Source organism: Oerskovia merdavium (assembly GCF_014836755.1).
Lineage (GTDB): Bacteria > Actinomycetota > Actinomycetes > Actinomycetales > Cellulomonadaceae > Oerskovia > Oerskovia merdavium.
In genome coordinates, this window is record NZ_JACSQF010000012.1 from 99,262 (window position 1) to 118,805 (window position 19,544).

Here is a 19,544-nt window from a genome sequence, read left to right on the forward strand (position 1 = left end):
GCATCGAAGGCCTCGAGCGCCCAACAGGCGTCGAGTCATGATCGCCGGCCTTGTATCGCGGCCACCGAACTCACACGACGATTCGCCAAGAGGATGGATGCCCCAGGGGCGGGCCCAACGAGAGCCACGACCCCTACGGGGCCAGTCACCGAAGAGACCCGTCGCGCTGCGTCGAGAACAGAGCGGCGTTCGGTGATCTGCGATGTCGTCGCAGGTCAGAGATAGGCCGGCGCACGTTAGGATGGACGGATGACATCCGAGCGGCCCCTTCGCGCGCCCATCACGGTCCTAGACCTGTTCGCTGGCTGCGGGGGACTAACCGAGGGCTTCCACCAGTACCGGCATGCGGAGACAGAGGGGCCGGTGTTCCGAAGCGTCGGCGCCGTAGAGTGGTCGCCCGCCGCCGCGGCCTCGTTCGCGGCGAATTTCGGCCCCTCCTCGAACCGGCAGGGTACGCATGAATCGCCAGAGATCATCTGTCGTGACATCGTCGGATGGGAACCGATGTGGGTTCCTGGTGAGGTCGACGTTGTGGTCGGCGGGCCTCCATGCCAAGGATTCTCCGGACTGAACCGCGAGAAGGTGCGGGCAGACCGAAACACCTTGTGGCAGGAGTTCCTCCGAGTCGTCATTGCTCTTCAGCCCAAGGTCTTCGTCATCGAGAACGTCGACAGGTTCCTTCGTTCTGTGGAGTTCACGGATCTGAAGGTCAGGATCGGGGGTTTGGATCTAACGAACTATCGACTCGTAGACCCAGGCTCGAAGCCCGATGATACCGAGTGGGAGCATGATCGCCGCTACCTCCTGAACGCTGCCGACTACGGGGCGCCGCAGGCCCGGCGGCGCGCAATTGTAGTCGGCGTCCGAACGGATGTCGATCTGCGCATTGACCTAATGCGATACCCACAGCCCACGCACTCGAGGGAAGCGCTTCAACATGAGGCTGCGCTCGACGGCCTCCAGCTTTCATTCTGTCGCGAACGAGCCTGGGAGTCCGTAGATGCCCTGTTCGCAGAGACCGCACATATGGAAATCGCAACGGACCTTCCCGGGGTGCCGCGAGGTCCCGTCGAGGGGATAGACGGCATATTCCCTGGCCCTTTCCTTACGACGGACCTCCACGTCGGGCGCAACCCGGAGGCCATCTCAATATCGCGGTACCGGGCGATCCCACGAAGTGGGAACCGGAAGGACCTCCGGGGTCGGTACGCCTGTCGTTTCGATGGCGGAGGCGAAGTGATCATTCAGAAGGTCGGTAGCCGACGAGACGGCGAAGGTCGGCTCAGCGTCCTGGGTGCGCACGTTGTCGTTGACGCCGGGACTGCAACAACGAGACGGATCGCGGTCCTGTCGGTAGAGGCGCCCGAGACCCCGACCGAGCCACGCAGCCGCCGCAGTAAGTCTGAGTTCTTTCGGGCCGTTGTCAGCGACGGGAAGACCGAGCGCCATGCAGAGCTTGAGTACTTATCGACAGAGGCCTGGGATGCGCACGACGCTGGCGCTGGCGACGTCATGGGCCGAATGAGGATCGGCGAGCCGTCTGTGACGATCCGCACCGAGTTTTTCAAGCCCGAGAAGGGCCGCTACCTTCACCCAACTGAAGATCGCCCGATTACGCATTACGAGGCCGCGCGACTTCAGGGATTCCCTGATAGTTTTCAGTGGTGCGGGTCAAAGATCGAAATCGCCAAGCAGATCGGCAACGCCGTTCCTGTCGCACTTGGACGAGTTATTGCCGGTTCGATCTACTCCTATCTTAGACAGGAGGCCTGATCGCATCGCAACCGGTCAGTTGGCTTCCGGTTTTCCGACGAGCACAGGACTCCGCATCTTAGGTAGCGGTTTCAGTGCACCCATATCAAGAGCGTTTACGGTAATTGAACCCTACGGCTCATGCGCGACGTGGCGCACTATGGCCTCCTCGCTCGGTCTCCGTGGCACCTTGCTGGCGGCAGATCGTGCCAACCTGCAACGGCGTGTCGACCGTGCACCCCGGCCAGGTACACGCTCGATTGTGACGGTCCACCGATTCAGAGGCCAGATCTCTATGGCCCAACGTCCGGCAGGAGTCGACGATCTGCCAAGCTGTGCCGCATGGAGAGCAACTCAGCCCGGCGGGCATGGCTACTCATGGCCGCAGGCGACAACCGCGGACATGGCGGCAACGCTGGATATGACGACCAGTACGACGCCTACTACTCGTGGGACAGCAAGGTTCCGAATCATCGGAACCTTCGCACCGGTGACCCCATCGCTCTCTGGGACAAGGAGCGGCTCCTCGGGGTCTCCGTGATCGAGGAGATCGAGACACGACGCGGCCCGAAGGTCTTGAATCGTTGCCCAGCGTGCCACAAGACTCGCATCCATGAGCGCACGACGGTCGAGCCACGATGGCGATGCTCGAAGTGCTTTCACGAGTTCCCCACTCCTGACGTGACAGTCGTAGAGGTGGACCAGTACGTAGCGCGATACGACGCCGCCTGGACGTCGCTCCACGGTCTCCTGCGGAAGGACGAGATCAGGTCGGTCCAAATGAACGCCATTGACATCAACGCGATGCGCCCACTGGACTGGGCTGCCTTCAGTGAAGTACTCACCGTCAAGGACGCGGCTCGGGCAGTCGAACGTGTAGCTGCACGGATCGAGTTGTCGTGGCTGCCGCCATCTGGTCCACGGGTTGACATGCCTCAGGGCTTCAGCCACACGCTCGTCCGAGTGCGTAGAGGTCAGCAACAGTTCAGAGAGAAGACGCTCGCTGCCCAGGGGAGCGTGTGCGCGTTCACCGGTGCCGCACCTCAGCGTGTCCTAGAGGCTGGACACCTCTACAGTTACGCACAGATAGGAACGCACTTTGAGCATGGTGGCCTGATGCTGCGGCGAGACGTTCACCGCCTTTTCGACGACGGACTGATAGCAGTGGACCCCTCACGCCTTCGAATCGACGTCGGGTCGGAGCTCACCCAGTTCCCGCAGTACGCCAGGCTGCACGACGAACACCTGAACGTGGCACTGAGAGACGAGCAGGTGGACTGGTTGGGCAAGCACTGGGAGGAACACCGGGCCCCCATGGCTCCGGCGCCGATCGAACGTCACCGTTCTCTCACAGCGCCATCGGTCGAGACCCCATGACCCCCGGCCACCTCTTCGTCCTCAACGGCCGCCTCGAGGCTCTCGGCGCGGACGCCGTCGTCATCTCGACGGACTCGCGCTTCAGCATCGGCGATCACTGGCGTCCGGCCGCGGGCCTGGGCGCCCGCGAGGACTGGGCCAGCCTCCGTCCGGACGGCTGGCAGCGCGGCTCCGCGCTCCCGGCGAGCCGCCAGCCTCGGCCCGACCGCCAGGTCTGGTTCCTCGACGCGATCGGCGCGACGCCCGACGAGGTCGGGCGCGCTGCTGCGCGTGCCATCGAGCAGATCGCACGGACGGGCACAGAGCGCCTGCACGCCACCGCCCACGCGGCAGGCCGGGACCTGCCCCTGGTCGCGATCCCGGTCCTCGGCACAGCGGGCGGCGGTCACGACCTCGAACGAGGCCTGGTCATCGACTCCCTCCTCGCCCACCTCACAGCAGCCGCCGGCGAGCACGGGGTCGACGTCGCGCTCGTCGCGTCGAGCCGGTCCGACTACTCGGCGCTCCAGCACCGCCGCAGGGTCGCAGGGCGGCGTGCGCCCCTGACCGAGAAGCTTGAGGCCAGCGCGCGCAAGCTCGGCGACCGCGCAGCCCGCGGCGACCTCGCCCTCTTCTTCGGCGCCGGCGTGAGCATCGCCGCAGGCCTGCCCTCGTGGGGTGCGCTCCTGGAGAAGCTCGTGGAGGCGATGGGTCTCGACATCACGCCCGAGGACCTCAAGGGTCTCGGTTCGCTCGAGCAGGCCGAGCTCCTGCAGGTCACGTTGGCCAAACGGTCGGGTCGGCACGACGAGGCTGCGCGTCGCGACAGCCAGGAGCAGCTGGGCCGCCAGGTCGCGTCGATCCTCGCCAGGGACGACCTCCGCCCGAGCCTTGCCCACTGCCTGCTCGCGGGCATGCGTATCCCCGAGGCGGTGACCACGAACTACGATCACCTCTACGAGGAGGCGGTCGCGGCGTCGTCGGGCCTTCCTGCCGACCAGCACGACCGCGCGATCTCGACGCTCCCCTGGGACCCCACCGACGCCGCGCGCCCGTGGGTCCTCAAGATGCACGGGGACGTCGACCGCCCGGCGACGATCGTGCTCTCCCGCAGCTCGTTCGTCCGCTACGACACCCGCTGGAAGCCCGTCGGCTCGCTCGTGCAGTCGCTCATGATGACCAAGCACCTCCTCGTCGTGGGCGCCTCGATGACGGACGACAACCTGCTCCGCTTCGCCTACGAGGTCGCCGGGCTCCGTGAGGAGCTCGTCGCGGCGGGTGCGCCCGGCGGGCCGGGGAGCGAGATCGGGACGGTCGTCCACCTGGCCGACGACGTGGCCTTCAGCCGGCTCTGGGAGGGTCGTTTCGACGTCGTCGTCGCGTCCCCTCCCCTGCCCGACGACGGCGCTCCCGCCCACGCGACCACCTCACGTGGGGAGAAGGAGGCCGAGGCTGCGCGTCGGCGTCGGGCCGCGCGGGGCCTGACCGTCTTCCTGGACACCGTGGCGATGCACTCCGAGCGGGACGCCCCGCACCTGCTCGACGACCGCTATCTCCCAGCGGACCCCGACGAGGCCGGGCTCGTGCGGCGGCTTCGCGAGGACGCGCACGCCGTGCGGCAGCGTGCGGACGTCGGTGGCGACCGGAGCGCAGGATGGCGCGAGCTCGCGGAGGCGCTGGAGCGGTTCGGGACCGCGACCTAGTACTGGTCCTGCCAACGACCCGACAGATGCGCCGAAGGTCGGGAGCTGGGTCTATGTTGTCGGTCGGGTCCGGTCGCCGGAGCCCTTCAGCACCACAGGAGGTTCGCACCGTGTCCGCAGGTAGTGAGATTGCGCCGCTCGTCCTGACCGAGGTGATTCCCGGCATCGCCGTCGTCACCGGAGACGTGCCTCAGGGACTCGAGCTCATCGACATCGGGCTGATCCCGACAGCGGACCTCGACCGGATCTCGACGGCGGTGGGGGGGGGGGGGGGGGGGGGGGGGGGGGGGGCCCCCCCCCCACGCTCGGTGGGAACCTGGCGAATGCCGTGGCGAGCGTGCAGGGCCTCTTCAGGCTCGGCGAACCCTCCGCCGCACTGCTCCGGGGCGGGGCACAGCTCGTGGCGAAGGACGGCGCGAACCTCGGCACGATCATGCAGGGTGGAAAGTTCGTCGCCCAGGCGCGATTCGTCCCCGTAGCGGTGAACGCGGCCGGGATCGCGGCCGCGGTCGGGCCAGCGGTCGCCATGATCGCGATCCAGATGCAGCTCGGTGAGATCACCCGACTCGTTCGCACGAACATCGCGCTGACGACCCACGTGCTCCAGACGATCCGCACCGAGCAGTGGGCAACGCTCACCGGGCTCGCCAAGGAGATCGAAGGCACGGTCGCACGCGTGCGCGAGATCGGCGGGGTTCCGGCCTCCGCGTGGCAGAAGATCTCGGGCAAGGGAGCTGATCTGGAGACGCAGCTCGACCTGTACCGCCGGAACGTCGCGGGGCACGTCCGTCAGCTCGATGGGCTCACCGCGCACGGACCTCGCCGTGAGTTCCTCGAGGCGAACGCCGAGGCGATCGTCTTCGACGCGTTCGCTCTGCTCACGTCGCTCAAGGCGTGGACCGGCTATCAGTCCGTCCACGCCGGTTGGTCGCGGGCTGCAGGCGTCGACGACGTCCATGAGGCCAAGCAGTTCGACCTCATCGTCGCGGAGGCCCGAGCGGGGTTCGAGGAGTCGCTGACCGAGGCAACGCGTCTCGTCGATGCGCTCACCCGCGAGCTGCACATCATCGCGGAGCTCCCGGGAAGGGCATCCATGCCGCTCACCCGGTCACGCCGCAGCGCCCGGAGCTCCCAGCTCACCTGCGCCCAGATCCTTGACGCGCTGGCACCGCTCACCGAGGTGCTCCACCCCGAGGGCCTCGAGAGCACACCTCCGCACGTCCTCTGCGTCCCGCCCGGGTACGACGACGAGCGGGTGCTGCGCATCCTGCCCTGGTTGCTCGACGACGGCGAGGAGCTGCGCGCTGTCGCCGCCCCGTTCCAGGTGGATGCCGACGACGCCCTCGCCACGCTGGGCCGCAAGGCGCTCCCGCTCGACCGCGTGACCCCAGACATGGTCGTCGCCGTCACGGACCGTCGTGTCCTGGCTGCCAAGAGCAGCGCCCTGCTCAAGCGGGGCGAGATCCGTGACTCCATCCCTCTCGAGGACGTGCGCTACGTGCGCTACGTCCAGGACGCGGACGACGGGGCGCGCACGAGCGTCGACCTCATCACCCGCGACGACAACATCCGTTGGCTCTTCCCCCGCGACGTCGACGAGCCGCAGGTCGGAGCGCTGGCGGCCCTCCTCGCGGAGTCGATGAGCATCCCGGCTGCTGAGCGCGACGCGCTGCTGCAACACCAGGTCGGTCTCACGGAGCTCGATGCGGTCGTCGGCGACGCCCGCGTGGCTGCCGTGTGAAACGGCCCGCAGTAGGGCAGTAGGGAGCTAGTCGCCTACGGCCCAGGTGTGTGGCGAACGGGAACCCTCAGTGACATACCCGAGGCATGGACGACGAGGCTCGGAACGAGGACTTCACCCCCTCGCCCCTCCCCTCCGTGTCACGGCTCCCGCTACGGTGGCAGCGCCACCCGCCGACGAGGAGATCGATGTCCGCCACCAGGGTTCCCTACCCCACTGCTCGCCCGATCTACGAGGCCGCAGCGCGGTGGCGCGATGTCGCACTGCTGGACGACCGGTCACTGTTCTCGGACGGCCCGGGATCGACGCTCGCCGACGGCGAGGCACTCATCAGGGACTTCGTCGAGAGCCCCGACACGGGCTCGGGCACCTTCATGGCCAAGCTGCGTTCTCAGCTCGCCTCGTCGCCGACGAGTGCCGTGCAGCTGGCCGCGGAGATCCTCTACGTCCACCTGCTCATCGCGAGCCCGGAGGCGGTGACGGGGCAGAAGAAGCGCGCGATCGTCCGCGAGATCCTCGAGACCCGGGACGGAACCGCGCCTCTGCCCGACGACCTCGGTCTGACGCTCGACAGCGGCCTCGTCCGCGCGGGGACGGCGTACGGCACCTACCGGTGGAAGCTCTTCGCGTTCCTCGTCGAGGCGTTCGTCGCTCTCAAACGACTTCCGCTCGACGTCCGGCGTCGGGTCCTCGAGTCCCCCGACGAGCTGGTCGCCCTGCTCGACACCCTCGACGACTCCGAGGGCGGCCAGATCCAGAAGTTCGCGCTCGAGCACCTCCTCCTGCCCGACGTCTTCCCGCCGAACACCAGTCGGTCCGCCCGCCAGGCGATCGTCTCGATCTGGGGCACGGACGACGACGGCGCACCTGAGGCCTTGCAGGTCGCACGAATATCTCGGCGTCTGGCCGAGGACGCGGGGGCTCCGGACTCCTTCGTGGACCTGTGGCGCGCCCCCTACCTGTGGCAGTGGTCGGCTCCGACCGACGCGTTCGAGCGTGCTGGTGCCTGGTTCCGGTGGTTCTCTGACCGCGTGGAGCTCGACACCGAGGAGCGGAAGTACAAGCTCGAGGCCGCCGCCGAGATCCAGGACGTGCGCTCAGCGTTGCTCGGCGGAGAGGAGTGGCTCGTCGGGCTCAAACGCCTGGTCCGCCGCACCAATCTCGTCAACTACCGGGCGGCCGAGGACCTCGTCACGTGGGCCGAGGCCGCGCCCGACGACGCGGCGAGGACCCTCCGAGCACTCTGGACCCTCGATCGGGACGGCGCCCTGGACGGGTTCGCGGCATCCCTGCCTCCGGACGTCCTCGATCAGCGCGGGTCACGCCTCAGCGTCTCGTCCTTCCTCCGCATGGCCGTCGACGCCGAGGCCGAGCCGGTCTGGAGGTCTCGGTACGTCGCCGACTTCATCAAGGTCACGGGCTACTACCGCCCGGCCGCGCACGCTCCCGACAGCGAGGTCTTCGACGCTTTCCTGGGCCTGCTCGACCTCGTGACGGAGATCGCCCCGCGCCACGGGGTGGAGCTGCGCGACCGCCTCGACGCCCAGGGACTTCTCTGGGCGACCTTGACGATGGAGCCCACGGAGTCCTGGTCCGACGAAGAGCGGAACGCGGTCGCGGAGTGGCGCAAGACCGGGAAGGGGACTCCGCCAGCTGGGGCACAGCACGCAGTTCCCGCCCTCGAGCCCGCGAGCGCCGAGCTCAGCGCTGACGTCTCGCTCGACGAGCTCGCTGCGTCGCTCTACCTCGAGGCAGGGTTCGTCGAGACGATCCGTGACCTGGTCCTGGACCGACGCCAGGTGATCTTCACCGGCAACCCGGGCACGGGCAAGACCTTCGTGGCGCGCAGGCTCGCGGCATGGATCGCAGGCGACCCCGACAGAGTGCACCTCGTCCAGCTCCACCCGTCCTACTCCTACGAGGACTTCGTCGAGGGCTATCGGCCGTCGGCCGACGGCGGCTTCACGCTCCGAGGCGGCCCCCTGCGGACGGTCGCCGAGCGCGCCGCGGCCGACCCGGATCACACGTACGTCCTGCTCGTCGACGAGCTCAACCGAGGCAACGTGGCGCGCGTGTTCGGCGAGCTGTACTTCCTGCTGGAGTACCGCGAGGACTCGGTGCGACTCATGTACTCGGGCGAGGAGTTCTCCCTCCCGAAGAACCTCCTGCTCATCGGCACCATGAACAGCGCGGACCGTTCGATCGCGCTCCTCGACTCGGCGCTGCGACGCCGCTTCTCCTTCGTCGACTTCGACCCGGTCACGGGCCCGGTCGCCCAGGTCCTGCCCGGCTACCTCGCTGCCCGCCATCCTCGCCTCCAGTGGGTGGCCGACGCGATCGTGCGGGCGAACTCACTCGTCGACGACCCGCTCGCGGCGATCGGGCCGAGCCACTTCCTGCGGGAGGACCTCGACGACCGCCTGGTCGAGCGCATCTGGGCGTACGACGTCCTCCCCACGCTGCGTGAGCACCTCTACGGGCGTCCGGACGTCCTCGCGCGGCTCTCGCTCGATGCGCTCCGACCGGTGGCGGCGTACCTCGAGACCGACCAGGCGGATGACGACGGTGCCGCCTGAGTCCGTCCGCCTGACCGAGTGGACGACCTCGACGGTCGCGTGCGACCTCGCGACCGTCCGACTCCTCCAGGACCGCTTCCGGGCGCAGGTCTCGCCCGCACGTGAGCAGGTCCCCGGTGCGCTACCCCGGTGGGACGTGCGGGCCGGTGGCGTGGTCGGCGTCGTACGCACCGACCGGGGAACGGTCGTCGTCCGGCCCCGGATCCCCGTCGCCAACGTCCTCTACCTCGCCGGCGCCGGCGAGCACCGGTGGGGCGAGAGCGTCGGGCTCGCTATGCAGGACGAGCTGCACACCGCGCTCGCTCGCCTCTTCGTGCTCGTGACCCAGCGCACGCTCGCCGACGGAGTCCTGCGCGGCTACCGGGAGAAGCAGGACGACCTCCCGACCGTCCGGGGCAGGATCGACATCGCCGAGCAGGTCCGCCGACGTCCCGGCGTCGCCCTTCCACTCGCCGTGCGTTACCAGGAGCACGACGAGGACGTCGTCGAGAACAGGACCCTCAAGGCCGCCGCGACGGCCTTGCACCGTCTCGGGATCGACGACCCCGAGGTGCGGCGCGGGCTGCGTCGCATCCAGCTCACCCTTGCTGACGTCGCCCCGCTGGACGCGCCCGGCGCGAGCAACAGGGTCGTCTGGAGCCGCCTCAACGAGCGGTACCGCCCGGCGGTCGCCCTGGCGCAGCTGGTTCTCGACGGATCGGGCATCGACCTGAGCGCCGGATCCACGTCAGCCCTCTCGTTGACGCTGTCGATGCCCGCGGTGTTCGAGGGTTTCCTCGAACGCGTCCTGGGTCCGCGGCTCCGGTCCCGCGGCGGCACCGTCACCGCCCAGGCAACGGCATGGTCGCTCGACGTGGCAGGGAAGGTCCCGCTCAGGCCGGACCTCGTCTGGCACGACGCCGACGTCCCGCGCGCGGTGGTGGACGCGAAGTACCAGTCGACGGGTCCACAGGCGACGCACGGCGACAACGTGTACCAGCTGCTCGCGTACTGCACGGCCCTCGGCCTGAGCGAGGGCCACCTGGTCTACGCACACTCCGTGGGCGAGACCCCATCGCCCGTCCAGGTCGTCCACGACGGACCCGTCATCCACACCCACGCGCTCGACCTGGGGACGACGCCGTCGGAGATCCTTCGACAGGTCGATCACCTGGCTGAGTCGATCGCCGGGCGGGCCAGCCGGGCGGCCCGGCCGGCCTAGACCGCGAGGGACCGCCTACCCCCACTCCTGCGGCGCGAACTGCGACAGCGTCGGCCGCGCTCCCTGCGGGTCGCGCACCACAGCCTCGCGCGTCCACTCGTTCTCGCTCGTCGACAGCACGACCCCACCGGCCCGCTCGGCCGCGGCTGCGCTCTCGTCACGGTCCGCGACGGAGAACGCCACGTCCCACCGAGCCGGCCCGTCGACGGCCGCCACCCCAGCAGCCACATCAGCGAACCCGGGCGGCGCGAACTCCTGCCGTTCGAAGATCCCGGGGTCGATCGTGTGCGCGAGGTGGTCGCCGTACCCCGGGACGCGGAACATCCCGGCGCCGAGCGCGGGGTCGAGCTCCCAGCCGAGCAGCGGTCCGTAGAAGTCGAGGGCCCGGTTCGGGTCCGGCGTGAGGAGGTTGCTGAAGTTCCAGGTGCCCGGCTCGTTGACGCGCTGCGCCCCGAGGCGCGTGCCCGCCTGCCACAGCCGGAACCGCGCACCCTGCGGGTCCTGGACGGAGGCCATGCGTCCGGGCGGGCCGACGGTCTCGGGGCCGGAGAGCAGCACGCCGCCGTCGGCGGCGACCGCCCCGGCGGTGGCGCCGACGTCGTCGACCGCGACGTAGGTGATCCACTCGGGTGTCCCGTCACTGCCGTCGGGCGGGGAGGCGATCGCCGCGACGTCCTGCCCGTCGAGCGAGGCGACGACGTAGCGCCCGGGCGCGTCGGGCGGCATCTTGTCGGTGAACGTCCACCCGAACAGGGCGCCGTAGAACGCGGTGGCGGCGTCGACGTCGGGCTGCTCGGTGTCCACCCAGCACGGCACCCCGTGCGGGTACGTGCGGGGCTGCGTCGGTGAGCTCATCTCTGCCTTCCCGGCCCCGCCGGGTGCGAGGCCTCCCGCGTTCCACCTTCCCAGCCGCCGCCGACACCGGCCTCTGGGGCGGACCGTCCGGTCAGTCGGCGTCGTCGACCTCCTCGAACCGCAGCGTGACCTCGCCACGGACCGTGCCTTCGCTCGCCCGGATCTCGTCGAGGTGCAGCGTCCCGACGCCGTCGAGCTCGAACGCGTCCCCCTCGTCGAGCACGACGACGGCCTCGTCCGAGGGGGTGCGCAGCGCGAGCTGCGCGAGGGGCGTGCCGTCGACGAGGCCGACGCGCATGATCCCGACCCGCAGCACCCCGAAGGTGGGTTGCGAGCCCTGCCGAGCATTCCTGACTGTTGTCACAGGTGGGTCCTATCGGGTGGAGGGGACGGCGTAGACGGTGTCGAAGTTCTCCTTGTACTGCTTCTCCGTGAGCCACATGTCGCCGACCTTGTCAGACCCGTCATTCTGCAGGTGGGCGCCGGGTCCCCACGGGTTGATGACGTGGACCTTGAGCTCGCCGTCCCGCTCCTCGACCTTGTCCACGATGTACGCGTGGTTGGGCACGACCCGGGAGTCGTCGACCTCGTCGCCGAACGGCCACCACGACGGCTCGTCCTCGGTCCCGAGCGCGACCGGGCCGTCGGCGAGACGGTCCTTGAGGTCGGAGAGGTTCCCCTCGCCGGTCTTGGAGGGGGTCGCGCCGGTGATGGCCGCGAACGCATCGCTCGAGTAGCCGCCGTCGATGTCGTCGTAGCTGCCGCCCCAGTACTCGGCGGCCGCCTTCTCGTAGATCGACGCCCAGCTCGGGTTCCCGCTCGGGTCCATGACGCCGTCCTGCGCGACCTCGGGCTCGACCGTGATCTCGACGGGATCGCCGTCCTTGTACATCGTCACGGTCCACGTCCCGTCGGCGTTGAGCCGCATGTGGTCGCGGATGAACTGGGGGTCGTCGCGGGCGACCGCGCCCAGGCCCGCGAGGAGCCAGCAGTCGCCGAGTCCCTGCTGGTTGATCATGTTCGGGTCGAGCGCCGCGTCGTCGAGCGGGATCGTGGGCGGGACGTCGACCCACGGGCCGTGGCCCGAGAGGTCAGGGTTGCCCGGCCGGTCCTTCCCCCCGTCGCCGGAGCGGTCGCCACCACCCCCGGCCCCCGGCCTACCGCCCCGGTCGAGGCCTGGCCCCGCTCCGCCGTCGGCCGCGCTGGTGCGGGCCTGGTCCTCGGCGTTCCGCCGGAGCACCTCGGCGTTGTCGCGGAGCGCACCGAGGCAGGAGGCGAGCGCGGGGGCCAGCCGCCGGGACCAGTCCTGCCGGAACTCCTCGGCGTCGGGCCCCACCCAGCCCGCGGAGGCGACGATCCCGTCGACCTGCCGCCGGGCCGTCTCGAGCGTCTCGGCGCTCTCCACGAAGCTGCTGCCGAGCCCTGCGAGCGCCTCGACGTCGGCGCCGAACATGGTGCGCATGTCCCCCCTCGTGGCTGCGGGACCGCCTTGGTCCCGGGCATCGCCGACCCACGCTATCGACCACGCGGCGGGCAGGCCATGGGCAGCGGTCCCCATGCGACGTCACCCGGTGGGCGCCTCGTCGCTGCTAGGTTCGACGACGCCGCGCACCTGCGCGTCGACCGACCCAGCGAGGGGGCACCGCGTGAGAGACGCCGGATCGTCGAGGAAGCGGCTGCGTGCCGGCGGGGTGCTGCTGCTGGTGGTGGCCGCCGTCGGGCAGCTCGTCGCAGGGTGCAGCAGCTCTCCCGCCGCAGCTCCGACCGCGAGCACGCCGGGTGCGAGCCCTGCCGAGGCGCTCGACACGTACACCGTGGTGCGCGACGACGTCCTCGCGGCGCTGTCGTCCCTCGACCCGGCCACGCCGTGGGAGTCGAGCGGGACGGCCGCCCTCTCCGAGGAGGGCTCGGCGTGCACCCTGGTCCTGCCGGCCGCTGGCTCGGCTCAGTACCTGTACGTCGAGGGTGACGACTTCGCGGCGGTCCGCGCAGCCCTGGACCCCGTCCTCGCGCAGCACGGGTTCGCCGCCCTGGGGCAGACCGTGTTCGCGGACGGCGGGGCGGTCGAGGTGTCGTCGACCGACGACGCAGGGGCCGAGCTCGTCGTCTCGTCCGAGCAGACGTCCGTCGTCCGCCTGAACGCGCCGGTGCTGTCGGAGACGTGCGACGACGCGGAGCTCGAGCGGTCCTAGAACCCTGCGGGTCAGGTCGCCGCCGCCATCACCCGGCCACCTCCCACCTCACCGCCTTCCCCAGCCTCCGCCGCACCGCTTCACCGCCGACCTGTTCGATCCACTCGCGCGGCCCGACGACTACGAGCAGCGACCGTGCCCGGGACAGCCCGGTGTAGAGCATCTCGCGCGCCCGGGCGACGTCGCGGACGCCGTTGACGGCGAGCACGACGACGGGGCGCTCGAGTCCCTTGAACCCGAGCACGTGCCCGTAGAAGACGTCCTCCTCGGCGAAGAACGTGTCCCAGTAGGCGGCGTGCCCGCCGAGCGCGACCTCGTTGACCTGGGCGGGGTGCCGGCGCCCGGTCGCGAGGAGCGTGACGGACCCAGGGGCCCAGCCTTCGTCGAGCAGGGCGTCGACGGCGTCGTCGGCGGCACCGACAGCCTGCTCCGCGGGGACGTCGACCAGGCGCACGGGTGGTCCGTCCATGCCGCGGGGACGGAGCAGGTCCTCGGACAGGGCGCCGAAGACCTGGGCGATCTGCTTGGTCGAGCGCAGGTTCTCGTCGAGGGTGACCTGGACCAGCTCGATCGGCACGTGCCCCTCGCGGGGGAAGACGCGTTGGGCGTCGTCCATGAAGACGTAGAGGCCGCTCGTGTCGGGGTCACGCAGGCACCTCATGAGCGAGGGCCACCAGAGGTCGCCGAAGTCCTGGGCCTCGTCGACGACGACCGCGTCGAACAGGTCGGCCGGTGACCGCTGGGCCGCGAGCTCTCCGAGGGCGAGCGGGAGGTGCCGTTCCCAGTAGTCGCCGTCGTCGTCCGCGCCTGCTGCGGCGCCCCAGGCGCGCGGCAGGTCGTGGAAGAGACCCACGTAGGTGGGGCGTTCGCGCACGGGCCAGGTCGCGACGACCCGTTCGAAGTACCGTCCGAGCCCGCGCGAGTAGCACAGGAGGGCGACGGACTCCCCGGCGCGCGCCCGCCGTCGGGCCTGTTCGAGCGCGAGCCACGTCTTGCCGGAACCCGCTCCGCCCACGACGCGCAGCCGCCGGGCCTCGCGCAGAAGGTCGAGGATGCGGCCCTGGTCGCGCGTCATCTGCTCGAGCCTGTCCTCGTGCGCTGCGGCCGCGGCGAGGTGCTCCGCCTGGCTGGGGAAGCCGCCCGCGAGCGCCTCGACGACCTCCTCGAGATCGGCGTCGGCGAGCGGCCCGTGCCCTTGGCCGTGCCGGGTGATCGCGTTGCGCACCCGTTCGGCGAGCCCATGCCCGCGTTCGAGGTCCCCTCGGTCGACGATCATGTCGCGGGGCAGATCGAGCGTCGCCCAGTCGGGTCCGACGTACTGGTGCGGGAACGCGACGAGGTGCGCGGTCCGGGACTCGGCGGCGAGCAGGCCGCGGTGCCGCAGCAGCGCCTGGAGTGCGTGCCGCGCCCCCTGCACCTGCCCGACCGGATCGATGCGGTGCCGCTGGTCCCCGTTCCCCTGGCACCAGGTGCCGTCACGCCGTTCGATGTGCCCGCCCTTGACCTCGATCGCGGCGATCCCGAACCCCGGCCAGGCGACGAGAAGGTCGATCTCGTACTCCTGCTCCTCCTCCTGGAGGCGCAGGCCGTGGAAGACCACGGCGTCGTCGGGCAGCTGCGCCAGGAGCGCTTCGTGGAGGGTGCGCTCGGCGCCCCCGTCGGGCGGGTAGGCGGGTTCGGTCGGGAAGGTGCGGGGCGGCATGGCTCTGGTGTACCGGACCTGCCCGACGGCGTCACGCCCCGCGGGCGGACACGTCGCCCTGGTCACGGCTTTTCACCCGGGGCGACGGCCACCGGGCTGTCACCGATCGACCTTGCTCTCATCTCCCCGACACAGCGATCGATGATCGTGCGAGCCTCGCGAAACTCCATGAGGAAGAACTCCCGATCATCTCTCAGGCGATATGGGCCCAGCAGTGCGTGGACCGTGGCCTCGACTGCCCTCGGGTTCTTGACGATCCACAGCTTGCGGACGCCGAACGGCACGGCGACTCCGGTTGCCCGGTTGATCTCCGCCACCCGATCCGCGATCGGCCGTCGGGTGTAGCCGATCTTGAGGAGGTGCGGCTGTTCTCGCGTCGACAGCACGTAGACGAAGCCGGTCTCGTCCCCCAGGAGCGGTTTCCGCTCTCCGAGGTATGCCTTGAGGTGGTGTACCAGACCCGAGCGAGCTCCGCGCAGAACTGCTCCACCTGCCGCTTCCGGATCTCTGTCGCTCAATGCACGCCGAAGAGCTCCCAAAGTCTCGGCGGACTGCCGTGCATTGCGCGGTACAGGTCTTCCCAGTTGCTGCCAGACAACCGCCCAGTCCCACTGATCCTGTTTCCAGCTCCGCGAGAAGAGCCCCTTGACCTCCGAGATCTGGTCCAGGAGTCCTGCTGGCGGGGTCGTCGAAATGGGCTCGGCCGCGACGAAAAGACCATGCACAGCCCCGACAGCATGCTGCCTCCGGGCGAGGACTTCCTGCTTGACGGGGGACATTCCAAAACCCCACTTCTGGGTGACCTGTCTCACGTCTCGGGACCGACGAAGTGTCATGGCTGGCTGCTCGATCTCAGCGGACACCGGGAGCCCCGTCCGTCGTGTCGGGCTCACGGACAAGACCGATGTCGATACCCGGCCGTCTGGCGACGTAGCCGAACGCATCCCGGGCGAGCTCCGGCCGGTATTCGACGACCACGTCCTCTCGGAGCAAGCGATCCCGCCATGCATCGTTCTGCGCGAGGTGCACCTCGTCCATCTCGAGCCCCGCGCGTCGCCAAGCTTCGAGTCGGAGCATCTGGATCGGTTCATCCCACCGGTGTCTCTCGAGGACTCGCCACGGGATGAGTGCCTCGTTGCGCACGTTACGTCGAACGAGCCCCATGTCGATGATCCAGGACTCCCAGAAGCGGTGTGAGATCTCCATGTTGTGGCGTCGTTCGTACTCCTCAAGCACCCACGTGGGGTGGCGGCCCTCGTAGAACCATCGGCGTGCCTCTGGTACATCGACGATCTCGGCAGGTCGCCGTCGCCAAGCGCGGCCGAGTCCCTCAGTGAGACCGCTCAAGTCGTCCGGGACGACCACAGGTGTCGAGTCCACCCCGTCGGGGGTGGGAGACGGGTTGATCAACGGTTCGGTCATGCTTCTTCCTTCGTCGAGGAAGGGGGCCGACCAGCACCGAAGTCCGGGCTGGTCGACGACCCTGCGCTTCCCGCGACCGATCGGCAGCGGGCGGGTCTTCCTCCTGGAGCACCGTGCGCAGAGAGCGCGGTTGCCGGACCGGCACGCGGAGGGCGTTTCGCCGGTCACTCTTGACCTGGGGCATTTGTACTAGAACCCCGTGGTTGTGCGCAAATCGGGCGACGGTGGCCCGCACCGGGGGCGGACCGTCCGTCCCCCGACACTGCGCCCCTCAGCCGCCTACGGTGAGCAGCGCCAGGCTGGGGTGCTCGCGCAGCGCACGTTCACCGTGGGTCCGGTAGAGCGTCATGACGGCCACGAAGGGTGCATGATCTCCGGTGAGCAGGAGCGGTTCCGCCTCGGAGAACTGGCAGACGAGCCCCCAGCTCGTGGGTTCCGGGAAGACGGCTGTCATCGACGCGTAGTCGAACGAGAGCCACCGGCCTCGCGTCTGCACGAGAAGTCGGTGATTGCTCACGACGAGCCTGCTGATGCACTGCTCACGCCATTGCTGCCGAGCCTTGTTCCGGGCGGCGGTGCGCTGAGCGCCGTTGGAGAGCGCGGTCACGGCCAGGCCTGCGGCGACGAACAAGGGTCGACCGTAGAAGAAGCCCGATGTCTGCGAGTAGCTGACGTCCTTGCCGTAGTACCGGGCATAGCCGATGGGGACGTCGCAGAAGAACTCCTCGTTTGCGTACGGGACGACGTCCCAGACGGCCAGGGTCGCAGGTACTTCTCCCGCGAGGAGCTGCTGGCGCAGCGCCTGGGCGTCCCGCCACCCGCGCGCGGACGCGTCGCGCCGTCGGATGTCGATGAGCTCGGCCGCGCGGAACCGTCCCGTGCTGCGCCGGTGATCGCGATACGTCGCGGAGGCCTTGACGACCGCAAGGACGACGAGGGAGATCGGCGCGACGACGGCGCCCAGGAGGAGCAGGAGCATGACGAGCAAGGTCGAGCTGTCCGTCTGTTCTCCCCGGTCGAGGGCAGCGATGCCCGCCATGCAGCCGACGTAGGCGATCGGTGCGAGCACGAGCGGCACGGCCCAGCGAACGTGCCGCCTGACCGCCCCAGCTTTCGGTGCCGTCCGCGGATCCTCCATCGAAGCCCCCTGCCTCGTCGACGGGCGTGATGGTCTTCAGCCCGAACGATCGGGAAGACTACCCGACGAGGTCGGCCGTGACCTGCCACGGACGTCGCTCACCGCCGCAACACCGCACCGTCACCTCACAGCCGCCCCTCCCCCGCCTGCGCGGCCGTGAGGTAGCAGTACCAGCCGGGGGTCCGGGCGCCGTCGGGCTGGAACGTGATCTTGTTGACGACCCCGTTCCGGTTCGTGATGGCCGACCACACGAGCGGGCCCCGCGCCGCGTGCGCGAGGAGCTGCTCGACCGCGCCGCGCGACGTGTCGGCGTTGAGGAACACGTCGTGGCCCGCGACCTGGGCGTCGATGAGCTTGCGGCCACCGTAGGTCGCGCGGTCGCCGATGCTCGTGGCCGACGTGGTGTCGCGCCACTGCGTGAGCCACGCGACGAGCTCGCTCTCGGTGAGCCGTGCGGTCGGCACCGCGGGCGGTGCGGCCGGGCGCGCCACCGCGGGCGCCGGCCGGGCCGTGCGCACACGCCCGGCGGGCGAGCCGTTCCCCGCAGCCAGGTCGCGCTCGGCGGCCGTGAACCCCGCGAACGTGTCGCGGGCCACGGCCGGCGCGGCGCCGTCGGCGACCCCGGTGCGCAGGCGGGCCATGCTCGCCGACGCGGCCCCGTACGCGGCCCCTGCCGAGACGCCCTCGTAGGTCAGCGACCGCTCGCGGGCGACACCGATCGACTCTCCGACCTCGATCGCGTCCTGGTTGGCCCCCATGTAGAGGAACGTCCAGCCGAACACGGTCTCGCGCTCGGTCACGAGCGCCTTGATCGCGGCGTGCGTGTACTCCTTCGAGGCGTTCTCGTGGCCGTCGGTCATGATCCCGACGATCACGGTCGCAGGCCGCTGGTCCTCGGGCAGCTGCGCGATCCGCACGCTCGTCGAGTGGACGAGGCGCGCGATCGAGTCGAGCAGAGCCGTCGTGCCACGGGGCTGGAGGTCGAGCGACGGGACGGTGGCGACGTCCCGGTCGGCGTAGACCTCCTCGTACTCGCTGTCGAACTGCGCGAGCGTCACGGTGCAGCGCCCCGTGACACCGCGCTGCTCGAGCATGAACTCGTCGAAGCCCGCGATCGTCGCGGCCTTGATCGACTGCATGGAGCCCGACCGGTCGAGGAGCATCGACAGGTGGGTGGAGGTGGCGTCGGCCATGGGGTACTCCTCGGGTCGTGGGGCGGTGCGGCTGATGGTGCGCGGGAGGGAGCGGATCAGGTGCGGCGGCGGAAGCGGAGCGGCGTGGTCGCCTCGGGAGCGGCACTCACGTGCTTGCCCTGCTCGACGTCGTAGCGCGCCCTGGTCACTCCTTCTGCGGTCACGCGGTCGTCGGGTCCGCGGTAGGAGCCGAGCGCCGCGGTGCGGGCGACGCGGGGCGGGACGGTGTTGGGCGCGACTCCCGCGTCCGCTGCGACCGAGCGGAGCGAGTGGCCGGCGAGCAGGGCCTGAGCCATCGCCTCGTCGAGCGCGGCGTCGAGCTGGACGCGCGCCTCGGCGAGAGCCGCGACGGCCTCCTCGGGAGCGAGTCCGGCCGCGGCCTCGAGGGCGGCGCGGGCCGAGGCCAGGCTCGGCAGCCCGTCGGTGCGGTGCGGTGCGTTCTTGTCGGAGGCCATGACACGAACGTAGTGCACCAAGTGCACATGTGCAATAGATGCACACAGGCAGTTTCTGCACGCCGAGAACACGTCGCCGCGCCTGCAGGGTGCGACTACCCAGAGGGGTGTTTTCTGCGCAGCCACCACAATTGTGGTGGCTACACAGAAAACACCCCCGCCCCCAGACACCCGAGCGCGTCCGGTCCGCACCCCTGCTCCCGGACCGGGACGCTCAGCCCAGCCACGCCACGCCACGCCACGCCACGACCGGCCCCT

The 19,544-nt window shown here is 69.8% G+C and carries 16 protein-coding genes and 1 riboswitch; of the genes, 7 read left to right on the forward strand and 9 right to left on the reverse strand.

Features of this window, described 5'->3' with window-relative positions; genetic code table 11:
• Positions 1 to 249 precede the first annotated feature (249 nt).
• From H9641_RS12680 to H9641_RS12705, 6 genes are all read left to right on the forward strand, one after another.
• A complete protein-coding gene (locus H9641_RS12680) occupies positions 250 to 1,773 on the forward strand; it encodes a DNA cytosine methyltransferase (protein WP_191804298.1) in 1,524 nt (507 codons plus the stop codon).
• A 321-nt stretch (positions 1,774 to 2,094) separates the two neighbouring features.
• The gene (locus H9641_RS12685; protein WP_191804300.1) at positions 2,095 to 3,129 is read left to right on the forward strand and encodes an HNH endonuclease signature motif containing protein; all 1,035 of its coding nucleotides are present in this window, start codon (positions 2,095 to 2,097) and stop codon (positions 3,127 to 3,129) included.
• Positions 3,126 to 4,811: an SIR2 family protein gene (locus tag H9641_RS12690; protein ID WP_191804302.1), complete on the forward strand. Its 1,686-nt coding sequence runs from the start codon at positions 3,126 to 3,128 to the stop codon at positions 4,809 to 4,811. The genes H9641_RS12685 and H9641_RS12690 overlap by 4 nt, the downstream gene beginning before the upstream one ends.
• A 337-nt stretch (positions 4,812 to 5,148) precedes the next feature.
• A complete protein-coding gene (locus tag H9641_RS12695) occupies positions 5,149 to 6,552 on the forward strand; it encodes a hypothetical protein (RefSeq protein WP_225220416.1) in 1,404 nt (467 codons plus the stop codon).
• A gap of 188 nt (positions 6,553 to 6,740) precedes the next feature.
• Positions 6,741 to 9,128 carry an McrB family protein gene (locus tag H9641_RS12700; RefSeq protein WP_191804306.1) on the forward strand — a complete coding sequence of 796 codons (2,388 nt, stop codon included), beginning with the start codon at positions 6,741 to 6,743 and terminating at the stop codon, positions 9,126 to 9,128.
• Positions 9,118 to 10,329 carry an McrC family protein gene (locus H9641_RS12705; RefSeq protein ID WP_191804308.1) on the forward strand — a complete coding sequence of 404 codons (1,212 nt, stop codon included), beginning with the start codon at positions 9,118 to 9,120 and terminating at the stop codon, positions 10,327 to 10,329. Before H9641_RS12700 ends, H9641_RS12705 begins: the two co-directional genes overlap by 11 nt.
• Before the next feature lie 15 nt (positions 10,330 to 10,344).
• On the opposite strand, the gene H9641_RS12710 is transcribed toward H9641_RS12705, so the two are convergent.
• The 3 genes from H9641_RS12710 to H9641_RS12720 all read right to left on the reverse strand — a co-directional run bounded on the left by H9641_RS12710 (position 10,345) and on the right by H9641_RS12720 (position 12,646).
• Positions 10,345 to 11,184: a VOC family protein gene (locus H9641_RS12710; protein WP_191804310.1), complete on the reverse strand. Its 840-nt coding sequence runs from the start codon at positions 11,182 to 11,184 to the stop codon at positions 10,345 to 10,347.
• A gap of 91 nt (positions 11,185 to 11,275) precedes the next feature.
• A complete protein-coding gene (locus H9641_RS12715; RefSeq protein ID WP_191804317.1) occupies positions 11,276 to 11,548 on the reverse strand; it encodes a hypothetical protein in 273 nt (90 codons plus the stop codon).
• A 9-nt stretch (positions 11,549 to 11,557) separates the two neighbouring features.
• Entirely contained in the window at positions 11,558 to 12,646 is a 1,089-nt protein-coding gene (locus H9641_RS12720; protein WP_191804319.1) for a C2 family cysteine protease, read from the reverse strand.
• Between the two features lie 184 nt (positions 12,647 to 12,830).
• On the opposite strand from H9641_RS12720, the gene H9641_RS12725 reads away from it, so the two are divergent.
• On the forward strand, positions 12,831 to 13,376 hold the full coding sequence (locus H9641_RS12725) for a hypothetical protein (RefSeq protein ID WP_191804321.1): 546 nt from the start codon (positions 12,831 to 12,833) through the stop codon (positions 13,374 to 13,376).
• A gap of 28 nt (positions 13,377 to 13,404) precedes the next feature.
• Here H9641_RS12725 and H9641_RS12730 read toward each other — a convergent pair whose 3' ends face one another.
• The 6 genes from H9641_RS12730 to H9641_RS12755 form a co-directional block, all read right to left on the reverse strand.
• Entirely contained in the window at positions 13,405 to 15,078 is a 1,674-nt protein-coding gene (locus tag H9641_RS12730) for a nuclease-related domain-containing DEAD/DEAH box helicase (protein WP_191804323.1), read from the reverse strand.
• Between the two features lie 62 nt (positions 15,079 to 15,140).
• Positions 15,141 to 15,941, reverse strand: coding sequence for a GIY-YIG nuclease family protein (locus H9641_RS12735; RefSeq protein ID WP_318244558.1), 801 nt, complete (start codon positions 15,939 to 15,941; stop codon positions 15,141 to 15,143).
• A complete protein-coding gene (locus tag H9641_RS12740) occupies positions 15,931 to 16,500 on the reverse strand; it encodes a hypothetical protein (RefSeq protein WP_191804325.1) in 570 nt (189 codons plus the stop codon). The genes H9641_RS12735 and H9641_RS12740 overlap by 11 nt, the downstream gene beginning before the upstream one ends.
• A gap of 58 nt (positions 16,501 to 16,558) precedes the next feature.
• Positions 16,559 to 16,676, reverse strand: a riboswitch (SAM riboswitch).
• A 95-nt stretch (positions 16,677 to 16,771) separates the two neighbouring features.
• Positions 16,772 to 17,569 (reverse strand): hypothetical protein, encoded by a 798-nt coding sequence (locus H9641_RS12745; RefSeq protein WP_191804327.1) that lies wholly within the window; start codon positions 17,567 to 17,569, stop codon positions 16,772 to 16,774.
• Between the two features lie 194 nt (positions 17,570 to 17,763).
• The gene (locus tag H9641_RS12750) at positions 17,764 to 18,831 is read right to left on the reverse strand and encodes a VWA domain-containing protein (RefSeq protein WP_191804329.1); all 1,068 of its coding nucleotides are present in this window, start codon (positions 18,829 to 18,831) and stop codon (positions 17,764 to 17,766) included.
• A 56-nt stretch (positions 18,832 to 18,887) separates the two neighbouring features.
• Complete coding sequence (locus H9641_RS12755) at positions 18,888 to 19,286, reverse strand: hypothetical protein (RefSeq protein WP_068709938.1); 399 nt, start codon at positions 19,284 to 19,286, stop codon at positions 18,888 to 18,890.
• Between the last annotated feature and the right edge of the window lie 258 nt (positions 19,287 to 19,544).